Here is a 13,883-nt window from a genome sequence, read left to right as displayed (position 1 = left end):
CCCTTCCCTGGGCTCGGATGCATCAGTTGCGGCTAGGGAAAAGGCCCTGCAGTGCAATGCTGAAGTTCACGACCAGGAAAGGGTTCATGCTGTCGAGAGGCTGGCTGCCTCCGACTGGCTGCATGGTGCCGCTGATGGCGGTCGAGACGCCTTTCTGCACGATAGGCGCGTCGGTTCCCAGGTCCGGTGCAAACATGTTGGCGGAAGTCGGGCCGGCTGTTGTGCCTCCGACATAGCAGTTGGTGGCCGTTGGCACGATGGATCCAGTGGTGCTCGGCTTGGCGCCCAGATTGATGGTGGTTGTCGCTGTCAGGGCGCTCATCTGGTGTACGTGAGACGGCATGTTGGCGATGGTGACCGTGACCTTTTCAACGCCCGATGCAGTGCCGATCACTCGGTTGGTCAGGTTGAGACCGGTTCCCTGGTTGACTGGCACCCTGCCTTGAAGGTTGGGCAGCATGAAGTTCTGTGATGCATTGCCTCCATAGATGACGCCCAGCAGCGCGTACAAGGCGTTGTACTGGCTAATGTTCAGCGTCTGGCCGTTACATTGCGCCCAGCCATTGGGTGCAAAGGGGAAGCCGAACGTCATGATCGAGCCCATAAAAACTTCCATAAACCCTCATCCTTCATATGTTATGGGGTGACACACGTGATCCACTCAGGCACCAGCCTTCGGTAGTGGCAATGTGAAAGCGTAGACACTGTTTGGCGAATTGCTCCGCTTTTACATCGCAATGTCGCGATTGAAACAATCGGGCTGGCAGATGACGTTTATGCAATCGTTCCTTCCTGATTTTGGGAAAAAGCTGGCAGGTATTCAGGCCGATTTCCGACCGTTCATCTGATAGTTGTCATCTATCGAGCGTGGAACGCTTTTGAGTACAACGGCTTACCCAAAAAGGTTCGAATTTTGTGACTGTGTTGGCTCAAGTTTGGGGAACTAATGTCGAAGTAATACTATTCGCGTACATTTTGTTACGTTAGGCTGACATTGGCTTCCAGACGGACAGGAACAGGTAGGCACGGGATGCACGATTTCCACTTCATATCGGGTCTGCCACGTTCGGGGTCCACCCTGCTGTCAGCCATTCTTCTGCAAAACCCCCGCTTTCATGCCGGTATGAGCAGCCCGGTTGCTTCGTTGTTTTCCAACGTTCTTGGTCAATGCAGCGCGGGCAGCGAATTCGCTTCGATGATCGATATCAACGCCCGTCGACGCCTGCTGCGCGGTATTTTCGAGTCCTATTACGCCGACAAGACCGACAAATCCATCGTTTTCGATACAAACCGGGGCTGGTCTTCGCGCCTCCCGGCCTTGATGGATCTGTTCCCCAAGTCCAAGGTCATTGCCTGCGTGCGCAATGTGGCCTGGATCATGGACAGCATCGAGCGCGTGTATCGCAACAATCCCTTCGAGAACACCAAGCTGTTTGTCGATGATACCGAGCGCAACACCGTCTACAGCCGGGTCGAGACCCTTGCGCAACGCAACCGTCTGGTGGGGTTTGCCTGGGCTTCGCTCAAGGAAGCCTATTACGGCGAAAATGCCGATTCCCTGCTGCTGATCGACTACGACCTGCTTTCCCAGGCTCCAGAGCGGGTCATGCGTCTGGTGTATGAATTCATCGGCGAGCCGTGGTTCGAGCACGACTTCAACAACCTTTCCTATGACGCGCCGCAGTTCGACGACGCCTTGGGCGTCTCCGGTCTGCACAAGGTAAAACCCAGGGTCGCCTTTGAAAGCAGGCACACGATCCTGCCGCCTGATCTGTTTGAGCAGTATTCAAAGCTGTCGTTCTGGAATGACGGTTCGGCAAGCGCTGCCAACGTCATCCGCATGAAATCCGACGCCGCGACCCATTGATCGCGGTTTTCCATATCAGTGTTACAACGTTCGATCTCTGGTGAGCAACATGTGGTGGAATAAGAAAAAGTCGCCGACTGTACAGCGGACCTCCGTGGATGCTAAATCCCCCGCTTCCCCCATGATTATGTTCCTTGAGCCGCGAATGCTGTTCGATGGCGCAGTGGCTGCCACCGTTGCCGATGCTGCGCAGTCGGACAGCCAGGCGACTGCCGAGGCTGCCAAGACTACCGATCAGGCCAGTGCCAAAGACAGCAGCAGCGATAGCCATGCGCAATCGGCTGCGACGGCTGATATCACGACCACCTCAACGACCGTAACAGGCAGCACCGTGGTCTTCGTCGACTCGCGGGTCAAGGACGCCGACAGCCTGCTCACAGGCGTTGCGCCTGGCGCGCAGGTGGTCATGCTTGACGCTACCAAAGACGGCCTGCAACAGATCGCCGACTATCTGGAGTCCCATCAGGGCGTGAGTTCGGTGCAGATCATCGCCCACGGCAACTCGGGTGATCTGTGGCTGGGCAACAGCTATCTGTCGGCCGACAACATTGCTCAACGCAGTGCCTTGCTGGCCGAGATCGGCAATGACATGGTCGCGGGCGGCGATATCCTGATTTACGCCTGTAATACCGCCGAAGGCGAGCTGGGTCTGAGCTTCGTCGATTCGCTCGCACAGCTCACTGGTCGCGACATTGCTGCATCGACCAACCGCACCGGCGTGGGCGGCGACTGGACGCTGGAAATCGCGACCGGCAGCATCGAAAGCATCGGTGCTCTGTCCCAGCAGGCGATGGACTCTTACCAGTGGGGGCTTGCGACCATCACCGTAACCTCCAGCAGCAGTACCGGCGCAGGAACCTTGCGTGCAGCGCTGGCCAGTGCCCAGAACGGCGATATCGTGACCTTCTCCAGCAGCATGACAGTCGCGCTTGACGCCCAGTTGGTGGTCAACAGAAACATCACCATCGATGGCGACCTGGATAACAACGGCGTGGCGGATGTCACGCTGGATGGCCAGAACAGGACCAGTGTGATCCGGGTGACCTCCGGTACGACGGCCACCTTTGACGGTCTGATCATTACGCGCGGCGTTGCCAGCACTTCGGGTGCCAATAGTGGTGCAACGGTTTCGGCGGCTGACGCTGTGGGCGGCGGTATCAATAACGCCGGTAACCTCACGTTGCGCAATGTCACCGTGACAGCCAACTCTGCCGCAGGCGGTGGTGGTGGCGGTGGCGTGTTGACCCCGACCGTCGGTGGTGGTGGCGGTGGCGGTGGTGGTATTGGTGGTCAGAATGGTGCTACCGGTGGCGCTGCCGGGAGCTATTTCCCTACATCTCCCTCAGCCAACACCGGCGGTAACGGTGCGGGTTTCAACACGATTTACATGGGGGGGCGTGGTGGTAATGCGAGCGGTGGTGGTGCTGGTGGTATTGGTGTCTCTGGTTATACCAATGGCGGCGCGGGCGGCACGGCGACTTCCGGTGGGCGGACTATCGGCGGTGGCGGTGGCGGTTCGGGCTTTGATGCCACTGGCGGCCGAGGCGGCTCGGCGGTAGGCGGTATCTATAACGCCTCTACTGGCACCTTGGCGATCATCGGCACCTCAACCATCAGCAGCAACATCGGTGCAGGCGGCGGCGGTGGTGGTGGCGGTACGATCGGCGGGAACGGCGGCCGGGGTATCGGTGCCATCTGGAACAGGGGCACGCTCAATATCACGGCAGGCAACAACTCGTCCCTGAGTGGCAACGTAGGTATCAGCGGGTCGGGTGGTCAGGCAACCAGCGGTGGTACAAACGGTACCTCGCCAACGGGGGTCAATAACATCTTCAACGATGGTGGAGGGTTGAATATCACCTACAGTGCTGACATTTCGGCACCCACAATCTCCAGCATCGTGATTGCCAACCCGTCTTTGGGGTCAGGTGGTTCGTCTGCCGTGACGTTCACCTTCAGTGAGCCGGTGTTCGGTCTGGATATTTCCGAGATTGTCGTTCCCAACGGCACCCTGACCAACCTCACGACCACCAACAACATCACATGGACTGCCACGCTGACGGCATCCAGCAATGTCTCGGACTCGAGCAACGCCATTACCCTGGCCGGTTCGGCCGTGCAGGACTCGGCGGGCAATATCGGGACCGGGACCGCGACGTCCAACAACTATGTGGTCAGTGACTCCGTCGCTCCGACCGCAACCGTCGTTGTGTCGGACACCACGTTGATCGCGGGCGAAACTTCGCTGGTCACCATCACCTTCAGCGAAGCGGTAACGGGTTTCAACAATGCGGATTTGTCGGTTGCCAACGGTACCCTGACCGCAGTAAGCAGCAGTGACGGTGGCGTTACCTGGACCGCAACCCTGACGCCGTTCAACAACCTGACCAGTGCTACCAACCTGATCAGTCTGAACATGTCCAGTGTGCAGGACTTGTCAGCCAACTCAGGCACTGGAACGGTTTCATCGAACAACTATGCAATCGATACGTCGCGCCCGACCGCCACTATCGTCGTTGCGGACCCTTCACTGACTATCGGTGAAACGTCGACGGTGACGATTACCTTCAGTGAAGCGGTCAGCGGTTTTAGCAACGCTGACCTGACTGTCGCCAACGGTACCCTGAGTGCAGTAAGCACCAGCAACAACATTGTCTGGACCGCCACCCTCACGCCGACCAACAACATCACTGATACCAGCAACCTGATTACCCTGGACAATACCGGTGTCACGGATGCCGCAGGTAATACCGGGCTTGCCACGACCATTTCCAATAACTACCTCGTCGATACTATTCGCCCGACCTCCAGCATTCAGGTTGCCGACGCCAACATTACCGCCGGTGAAACCTCGCTGGTGACCATCACCTTCAGCGAAGCGGTGAGCGGTTTTACCAATGCCGACCTGACCGTGCCCAACGGTACCTTGACTAACGTCAGCAGCAGCGATGGCGGTATTACCTGGACCGCGACCTTCACGCCGACCAACAACGTATCCGACACCACCAACCTGATCACCCTGGATAACACTGGCGTGACAGATATGGCCGGCAACGCCGGGGTCGGTAGCACCAACTCGGGCAATTTCACCATCAACACTGTGCGTCCGACCGGGACGATCATTATCTCCGACAGTTCTTTGTCGATCGGCGAAACCCCAACGGTGACCATCACCTTCAGCGAAGCGGTGAGCGGCTTCAGCAATGCTGACCTGATTGTGGCTAATGGCACATTGAGCCCGGTCAGTAGCAGTGATGGCGGTATCACCTGGACCGCGACCTTCACGCCAGCCGCGAACGTGACCGATCTCACCAACGTGATCACGCTGGATATGTCCGGTGTCGCGAACTCTTCTGGCAACGCGGGCCTCGGTACCCTCACCTCGAACAATTACGCCATCGATACCTTGCGCCCGACCGCGACCATTGTGGTTGCCAATAACAACCTGTCCATCGGCGAAACCTCGTTGGTCACCATTACTTTCAGTGAAGCGGTGAGCGGCTTCACCAACGCCGACCTGACCGTGAGCAACGGTTCGCTGAGTGCGGTCAGCAGCAGCGATGGCGGTATCACCTGGACCGGGATACTGACTCCGGTAGCAGGCGTCACCAATGCCAGCAACGTCATCACTCTGACCAATACCGGGGTGTTCGACATCGCTGGCAACGTGGGCGTTGGTACCACCAATTCGAGCAACTACGCGATCGACACTGTGCGCCCGACTTCGGCCATTACAATGGCCGACAGCAACCTCTCGGTCGGCGAAACCTCGTTGGTCACTATTACTTTCAGCGAAGCGGTGACCGGCTTCACCAATGGCGACCTGATCGTACCTAACGGCACCTTGAGCACCCTCACCAGCAGCGATGGCGGCATTACCTGGACCGCGACCTTCACACCGAATATCAATATCGCTGACACCACCAACCTGATCATCCTGGATAACTCAGGCGTGACAGACCTGGCCGGCAACGTCGGGAGCGGTATAACCAACTCGCCCAACTTCACCATCGATACCATGCAGCCCACGGCAACCATCGTGGTCGCGGACAGTGCGTTGAGAGTGGGCGAAACTTCACTGGTCACCATCACCTTCAGCGAAGCGGTGAACGGTTTTACCAACGCTGATCTGACGGTGAGCAATGGCACCTTGAGCCCGGTCAGCAGCAGTGATGGCGGTATCACCTGGACGGCGACCTTTACGCCGAACCAGGGGCTGAGCGATGCCACCAACCTCATCACGCTGGATAACACTGGGTTCACCAACGTATCCGGTAACTCGGGTTCCGGTACCACAATCTCGAACAACTACGCCATCGACACCGTGCGTCCGACCTCAGCCATCGTGGTTGCCGACAACGCCCTGGCCATTGGTGAAAACTCGTTGGTGACCATCACCTTCAGCGAGGCTGTGACCGGTTTCACCAACGCCGACCTGACCGTGTCCAATGGCACCTTGAGCGCGGTCAGCAGCAGCGACGGCGGTGTGACCTGGACTGCAACCCTGACGCCTACCGCCAACATCACCAGTGCCAGCAATGTCATCACTCTGGATAACACGGGTGTGACCGATCAGGCAGGCAATACGGGCACCGGCATCACGACATCGAGCAACTATGCCATCGACTCTGCGCGTCCGACCGCGAGTATCGTTGTGGCTGACAGCACGCTGATCGCTGGCGAAACTTCGCTGGTGACCATCACCTTCAGCGAAGCGGTGAGTGGTTTCACCAATGGCGACCTGAGCGTGGCCAACGGTACCTTGAGTACCGTCAGCAGTAGCGATGGCGGTATCACCTGGACAGCGACTTTCACGCCGACCAACAACATTGTCGATAGCACCAACCTGATCACCCTGGATAACACCGGCGTGACTGATCTGGCTGGCAACACCGGGACCGGCACGACCAACTCCAACAACTACGCCATCGACACTGCGCGCCCGACTGCAACCATCGTGGTAGCGGACAACGCGCTGCGAGTCGGTGAAACTTCGTTGGTGACCATTACCTTCAGCGAAGCGGTGAGCGGTTTCACCAATGCTGACCTGACCATAGCCAACGGCACCTTGAGCGCCGTCAGCAGCAGCGATGGCGGTATCACCTGGACGGCAACCCTGACGCCGACCGCCAGCGTGACCGACACCACCAACCTGATCACCCTGGATAACACGGGCGTCGCCAATGCTTCCGGCAACATCGGCAGCGGCACGACCGACTCCAACAACTACGCCATCGACACCGTGCGTCCGACCTCAACCATCGTGGTTGCCGACAACGCCCTGGCCATTGGTGAAACCTCGTTGGTGACCATCACCTTCAGCGAGGCTGTGACCGGTTTCACCAACGCCGACCTGACCGTGTCCAATGGCACCTTGAGCGCGGTCAGCAGCAGCGACGGCGGTGTGACCTGGACTGCAACCCTGACGCCTACCGCCAACATCACCAGTGCCAGCAATGTCATCACTCTGGATAACACGGGTGTGACCGATCAGGCAGGCAACGCGGGTACCGGCCTCACGACTTCGGGCAATTATGCTGTCGACTCCGAGCGTCCCACAGCGAGTATCGTTGTGGCAGACAGCTCTCTTGCAGCAGGCGAAACCTCGCTGGTGACCATCACCTTCAGCGAAGCGGTCACCGGTTTCACCAACGCCGATCTGACGGTTCCCAATGGCACCTTGAGCGCGGTGAGCAGCAGCGATGGCGGTATCACCTGGACGGCGACCTTTACACCGACTGCCAATAGCTCTGACACCAGTAACGTGATCAGCCTGAACAGCGCGGGTGTGACGGACCTGGCTGGCAACGCCGGGACAGGTATCGTCAATTCGGGCAACTTCACCATCGACACCCGGCAGCCGACCGCAACCATCGTGGTAGCAGACAGCGCACTGGTTATCGGTGAAAGCTCCCTGGTGACTATCACCTTCAGCGAAGCTGTAAGTGGTTTCACCAATGCCGACCTGACAGTTGCCAATGGCACCTTGAGCGCGGTCAGCAGCAGCGATGGCGGTATCACCTGGACGGCAACCCTGACGCCAGCCGCGAACGTGACCGACACCACCAACCTGATCACGCTGGATAACACGGGCTTTGCCAATGCTTCCGGCAACATCGGCAGCGGCGTTACCAGCTCCAACAACTACACGATTGATACGGCGCGCCCGACCGCGACCATTGTGGTAGCCAACAGCACACTGGGGATCGGTCAAACCTCGCCAGTGACCATCACTTTCAGTGAGGCGGTCACTAACTTCGATCTGTCGGACCTCAGCGTCGCCAACGGCACTCTGTCGAACCTGGTCAGCAGCGATGGCGGCATTACCTGGACCGCAATCCTGACGCCAACGGCGAATATCACGGATGCGACCAACTTCATCGTCATGGACAGCAGTAATGTCACGGACCTGTCGGGTAACGCGGGTTCTGGCGTCCAGAACTCCGCCAATTACGCCATTGACGGTCAGGTTCCAACCATTTCGAGCATTGTGGTTGCCAACCCGAACCTGACCACCGGGCAGACCACTCAGGTGACATTCACGTTCAGTGAGCGTGTCAGTAACTTCGATCTTTCGGACCTCAGCGTCGCCAACGGCACCCTGTCCAATCTGGCCAGCAATGATGGTGGCCTGACCTGGACAGCGACTCTGACCCCGACAGCCAACACGCAGGCTCCGAGCAACTTCATCACGCTCGACAGCAGTAATGTGACGGACCTGGCAGGCAATACCGGTATCGGTATCACCAACTCCAGCAGCTACGCAGTCACCACGCTTTCTCAAGGTGGCGATCCGCAGTTCCGCATTAGCGATTCGGTCCCTCTGATCAGCCAGCCAAACCTGCCATTGCAGCCGACGCTCTTTGGCCCGCCGACCGGCAATCTCGGTTCGCCGCTGAGTTTCGCGCCGTTGTTTGAAGTGCGCACCACAGGCGACGGTCTTCCGCCTCTGGGTAACATTTTCATCAGCAATGGCGCGTTGGCTCCAAGCTTCATTGCACAGGTTTTCAGCTCGAGTGAGTTGGGCGGCAGTACGGGGGCCACTGGCGGTTTCCTTGGTTTTAGCAGCGGGGAAGGTGGCGTGTTCGGCAGCAGCACATTGTCGACGCTGTTCAGTCGCGAGTCCTCCACGGACACCTCGGCGCAAAGTACTTTTGACAGCGGTAGCAGCCGTGGCCTGAGCGATTCCTCACAAGGCATTCGCGGCAGCTTTGGCGCGTTGACACTGGAGCAACAGTTGCAATTGCTCAAGGATGGCGAGCAGAAACAGCTGCATGAACTAGCATGGGCTTTGGGGAAAGCCGGTATCAGTGAAGTGCAGGCCTGAGACAAGGTATGAGTCAGGCGCCGGCAAATCCCGGCGCTTATAAAAAAGAATGGGTAGTCAGGGGCGGTCGAACGGATGAAAAGAAGTAAGAAGTTATTCAGTGTCAGCCTGCTGGCGCTGGTCGTCAGTGGTTGTGCTGTCACCAGCAAGCCAATCGACCGTAGCGTCAGTGAGCAACGCGCACAAAGCGATCTGCAACTGATGTACAAGGATCAGGAGCCACTGAACGGCCCTCTGACCCTGCATCAAGCCATGGCTCGTGCAGTCAAGTACAACCTGGAAGCGCGTCTGAAAATCATGGAAGAAGCCTTGGCCAAGCGTCAGTTGGACCTTGCCAGCTTCGACATGTTGCCACGCATGGCGCTGTCCGCAGGTTATGCCGGACGCAGCAACGTCAGCGCCTCCAGCAGCGAAAGCGTCGAGACCGGCACCCAGTCTCTGGAACCTTCGACTTCCCAGGATCGCAGCCGTCGTGTCGCCGACCTCACCATGGTCTGGAACGTCCTCGACTTCGGCGTCAGCTACATCAGTGCCAAGCAGCAGGGCGACCAGCGCCTGATCGTTCAGGAGCGTCGTCGCAAAGTTGTCAACACCATCGTTCAGGACGTGCGCTCGGCCTACTGGCGTGCAGTGGCTGCCGAACGTTTGCTCAAGCAGATCGACAGCCTGATGGTTCGCGTCGAAAAGGCTCAGGACAACAGCCAGAAAATGAGCGCGCAGCGCGTCGGCGATCCGGTTCAGGCACTGAGCTACCAGCGCTCGCTGATCCAGGCGACCCGTCAGCTTGAAGAACAGCGCAAGGCGTTGTCCCTGGCCAAGACCGAACTGGCAACCCTGATCAACCTGCCTCTGGGCAGTGAGCTGACCCTGGCGACCCCGGACGATTACTCGATCCCCGAACTCAAAGTCGACATGAGCGTGCTGGAACACGAAGCACTGGCCAGCCGTCCGGAACTGCGCGAGCAGGATTACCAGACCCGCATCAGCTCTGCCGAAACCCGCAAGGCCATGCTGCGCCTGCTGCCGGGCCTGGAGTTCTCTGCCGGCGGTCATTACGACAGCAACTCCTTCCTGGTCAATGACAAATGGGCCGACATGGGCGTCAAGGTCACCTGGAACCTGTTCAACGTGATTTCCGCACCTGCGGCCATCAACGTGGCCAAGGCCGGTGAAGAAGTCGCAGCCGCGCGTCGTCAGGCGATGTCGATTGCCGTGCTGGCCCAGCTTTACGTGGCCAACGCCAACTATCGCGAAGCCATGCGTCAGTTCAAGACCAGCCAGCAACTGTCGAACATCGACGGTGAAATCGTCGGTCAACTGCGCAACCGCTACAAGGCCGCAGGCATTGGTGAACTGGACCTGATCCAGGGCGAACTCAACACCCTGCAAGCCGACCTGCGCCGTGACCTGGCCTACGCCGACCTGCGTAATGCCTATGGCCAGATCTTCGCCAGCGCCGGGCTTGATCCACTGCCGGAGCAATTGCCTTCGACCGATGTTCAAGTGATCGCAGGTGCCCTGGCTTCCCGTGAAAACCAATGGTCGGCGGGTAATATCGCAGAGCCTGTGAAAGCGGCTGAAGTTCAGGCCAAGTAAGCGTATCCGTGCTTCCGGCCTTTTCCCGCCTGCCTGTAACAGTGGATTTGCCTCTGCTGTTACAGGCGCTCTCGCGTATTGCCGATACGGCCTGGGCCGCGCATTTCAATGCCGGTTACTACGAAGGGCAGTGGTCCGGTGTCGCGCTGATTTCCGCTGTTGATGCCCTGACCGAATTGTCCTCAGGTGCAGGCGAACCCATCTCCCGAGATCCATGGCGAACCGACGACCGTTGGGCTACTGCCCTGCGCGACCTGCCGCTGGATATTCGCAGCGCCCGCTTACTGCGTCTCGGGCCGGGTAGCCGAATCCACGAACACCGCGACTACGACCTCGGTGGTCCAAAGGCTGATCGTCGTCTGCACATCCCCTTGCTCAGCTCGCCGGACGTGGACTTCATGCTGGACCGCCAGCGTATCCCGATGAATGCGGGCGAGTGCTGGTTTCTCGATCTGGCCCGCCCCCACAGCGTCGATAACTGGGGGCAGCAAGAGCGTGTTCATCTGGTGCTCGACTGCCGCCCCAATGCCTGGCTTGAACAGAAGATCGAAGCCGGTTTATCCACAACCCCACCTGCTGGCCAAGGCCGTGCAGTTGAAGCCTTTGCACAGTTCAGGGCCTTGCTGGAGTGCGATTCCCGGTTGTGTCGCATCTTGCAGGACGAACCGGACAGCGAGGCTTTCATCACCCGTACCCTGGCGCTGGGTGCCGAGCGCGGCCTGCATTTCGGTCGTGAAGACATACGCGCCGCGATGCGTCAGGGGCGCAATCAATGGAACCGACAATGGACAGCCTGAAAGACTGGCTGCCCATCCGCATCTGGCAGGAAGCTGAAGCATGGCGGGTGGACTGGTGCTGGTTTGGTGACCGCAAGCTCGATCAACCTTTCTTTCGCGATGCCGTGGACGAAGCGCTGCGCCTGCCTTTCAACCAGGCGTTCCGTCGTGAAACATCCCTTGCCGTGCTGTGTGAATGGAAACTGCCTGCCATTGAACCCACTGCGTTCGTTTATCACGCCTCGCGTTGCGGCTCGACCCTGATCGGCCAGATGCTGGCCCAACTCGATGAAGCGATAGTGATTTCCGAACCACCGCCACTCGATGCGCTGCTACGAGGCGCGCTTGATCCCGCCGTGCGTAAGGCAGCCTTGCGTGGGCTGCTCGCCGCTTATGGCCAGACTCGTCGCGGCACCGAGCAGAAACTGGTGATCAAACTGGACGCGTGGAACATCGGCGAACTGCCGCTGCTGCGCGAGTGCTTTCCTCAAGTGCCGTGGATGTTCGTGTACCGGGAACCGCTGGAAATTGCCGTCTCCCACATCCGCCGTGCAGGCATGCACATGGTGCCCGATCTCATTGGCCGCAGCTCACTGGATGGTGAAAGTCAGGATGATTCCCGTGAAGACTATATCGCCCAGCGACTGGGCAGAACGCTCGAGCTTGGCCTGGAACACTGCCGTGCCCTCAATGGCCTGCCACTGAATTACCGTGAATTACCCGGCGTGATGGACGGCTATCTGGCAGACTTCTTCGGCCTTGATACGCCCCAACGCAACAAGGCGCTTTCAGCCGCAGGCCGACACGCCAAACAGCCCGCTCAGGCGTTTGTCGCCGACAGCCAGGACAAGCAACGCGAAGCAACCGAACGGCTCAGGGAGCGGGTTGAATACCGTACAAGAGCGTCCTACGACGCACTTGAAGTCTCAAGGAGTGAGCGCCGCTCCTGCAGGCCAGCATAAGCCAGCTAACGCTACACCTATTCGGAATTGACCAGGGATCCTTCTTCCCCGGCATGGCTGTGGATTTTCAACGGGAAATACAGGTATGGCTGCGCGCAAAAGAACACTGTGGAAAGACTTAAGATTCATCGTCGTGGCCGTCGTATGCCTGCTCGTTGCAGTACCGGGCGGTTTCTCTGTTTATCAGTGGGTCTGGAGCGATGCTGTTCTTTGCCTGGCAGAGGGAAGGATGCTCAGTGATGAAGAGCATCGGCAGCGGTTTCTGGAGAGTCTGGTCAGACTGGAAGTGGATAATAGTTATAGTTACAAAAAACACGACGGTAATGATTTTTTAAAGACAGGGCTTGTTGAAGACAATGGCAAGTATGATCTTGTCCGGATCATTCAGGCTGCAAAAAACAATGGAAAGTCTTTTGTAGAAAACTTTGAAATAAAAACCATCGCGCCGCTCAGGGAAGAGGTTGCAGTGGATTATCCTCGCCCGCCGTTTGTGTTGGTGAGCTATTTCGACCATCGGGGTGGCTCGTCGACGTTTACCTTTTCCCGGGATGTTGTGCGGGTCAAGGATTCACCTCTGCTACGTGATCAGTTGAGTGTGTACGACAGGGTAAGAGGCTTCAGAAGTCACTTCTACAAGGTGACCTCTACCTTCGTCACGATCGAATGCTGCGGGACTGACAAATACAGTCAAACCGAAGAGCGTTACCAGCATATTAAAGAGTTGGCCTGGAACAGTACCTTGGCGTCTATTTCCAGAGGGTTTGCCACTCACACTTCCCTGGCTGTTTCATCGGGGTGCGGAGCTGTGCTGACGGAAGAAAGCGACAGTGGAACAGGAACACGCCACATAAAAAGAATCAACTCAGGGGATAAATGATGAGCATGCCGACCAGTCAACAAATTGTATCGAGATACCTTTTCAATCAGGATACGCCGCCTGGCAATCTCAAGGACGAAAAGCTGATTCGTCCCAAAGATGCCGAAGGCGATCCCGTCTACGTCGATATGAACGAGTACATGACCACCGGAGCGGGACGTTTCGTGGGCATCGAAGAGTTCAGGATTGTTCGCAGGTTCCTCGCCAGTGACGATTATGGCGATAAAAAACTGCCGCCGGGTGTCTATACCACTGCTGAACTTCTGGACTTGTATGGCATTGCGCAGGGTGAACGCATCCTGGCGGTCAGTGGCTATACCCGTGGAGTCGATGAAAGCGATTATGCAGAACGTGCTTATGTATTCGGTACCGGGGGTTATCAAATCAATGCCGATGCCGTGTTTTATGTCGGCGAGGACGGTTCACGTTCCATTTCCAATATTTATGTCGAGCCTGCAAACGACAACTTCGATTATGT

General features: G+C 57.9%; 7 protein-coding genes. 6 read left to right on the top strand and 1 reads right to left on the bottom strand.

Going from position 1 to position 13,883, the window contains the following annotated elements; translation table 11 throughout:
- Positions 1–22 precede the first annotated feature (22 nt).
- Positions 23–616, bottom strand: coding sequence for a phage tail protein (locus tag KGD89_RS23910; protein WP_025262251.1), 594 nt, complete (start codon positions 614–616; stop codon positions 23–25).
- Positions 617–1,030: 414 nt separating this feature from the next.
- On the opposite strand from KGD89_RS23910, the gene KGD89_RS23905 reads away from it, so the two are divergent.
- The 6 genes from KGD89_RS23905 to KGD89_RS23880 all read left to right on the top strand — a co-directional run bounded on the left by KGD89_RS23905 (position 1,031) and on the right by KGD89_RS23880 (position 13,405).
- Positions 1,031–1,867: a sulfotransferase family protein gene (locus KGD89_RS23905; protein WP_025262250.1), complete on the top strand. Its 837-nt coding sequence runs from the start codon at positions 1,031–1,033 to the stop codon at positions 1,865–1,867.
- Between the two features lie 145 nt (positions 1,868–2,012).
- On the top strand, positions 2,013–9,194 hold the full coding sequence (locus tag KGD89_RS23900) for an Ig-like domain-containing protein (protein ID WP_025262249.1): 7,182 nt from the start codon (positions 2,013–2,015) through the stop codon (positions 9,192–9,194).
- 75 nt (positions 9,195–9,269) lie between these two features.
- Positions 9,270–10,790 carry a TolC family protein gene (locus KGD89_RS23895; RefSeq protein ID WP_025262248.1) on the top strand — a complete coding sequence of 507 codons (1,521 nt, stop codon included), beginning with the start codon at positions 9,270–9,272 and terminating at the stop codon, positions 10,788–10,790.
- Between the two features lie 41 nt (positions 10,791–10,831).
- Positions 10,832–11,587 (top strand): aspartyl/asparaginyl beta-hydroxylase domain-containing protein, encoded by a 756-nt coding sequence (locus KGD89_RS23890; protein ID WP_025262247.1) that lies wholly within the window; start codon positions 10,832–10,834, stop codon positions 11,585–11,587.
- Positions 11,575–12,528, top strand: a complete 954-nt coding sequence (locus KGD89_RS23885) for an aspartyl beta-hydroxylase (protein ID WP_025262246.1) — start codon at positions 11,575–11,577, stop codon at positions 12,526–12,528. Before KGD89_RS23890 ends, KGD89_RS23885 begins: the two co-directional genes overlap by 13 nt.
- 85 nt (positions 12,529–12,613) lie before the next feature.
- Positions 12,614–13,405, top strand: a complete 792-nt coding sequence (locus KGD89_RS23880) for a hypothetical protein (protein ID WP_025262245.1) — start codon at positions 12,614–12,616, stop codon at positions 13,403–13,405.
- Positions 13,406–13,883: the final 478 nt, after the last annotated feature.

This window comes from Pseudomonas cichorii, assembly GCF_018343775.1.
Classification (GTDB): domain Bacteria; phylum Pseudomonadota; class Gammaproteobacteria; order Pseudomonadales; family Pseudomonadaceae; genus Aquipseudomonas; species Aquipseudomonas cichorii.
Note: the sequence above shows the minus strand (reverse complement) of the source record. Positions and strands in the feature narration are given on the sequence as shown.

Bases quoted from the DNA above. Each gene is read 5' to 3' on its own strand.
- KGD89_RS23910 (WP_025262251.1), bottom strand. From the start codon at position 616: ATGGAAGTTTTTATGGGCTCGATCATGACGTTCGGCTTCCCCTTTGCA.
- KGD89_RS23905 (WP_025262250.1), top strand. From the start codon at position 1,031: ATGCACGATTTCCACTTCATATCGGGTCTGCCACGTTCGGGGTCCACC.
- KGD89_RS23900 (WP_025262249.1), top strand. From the start codon at position 2,013: ATGCTGTTCGATGGCGCAGTGGCTGCCACCGTTGCCGATGCTGCGCAG.
- KGD89_RS23895 (WP_025262248.1), top strand. From the start codon at position 9,270: ATGAAAAGAAGTAAGAAGTTATTCAGTGTCAGCCTGCTGGCGCTGGTC.
- KGD89_RS23885 (WP_025262246.1), top strand. From the start codon at position 11,575: ATGGACAGCCTGAAAGACTGGCTGCCCATCCGCATCTGGCAGGAAGCT.
- KGD89_RS23880 (WP_025262245.1), top strand. From the start codon at position 12,614: ATGGCTGCGCGCAAAAGAACACTGTGGAAAGACTTAAGATTCATCGTC.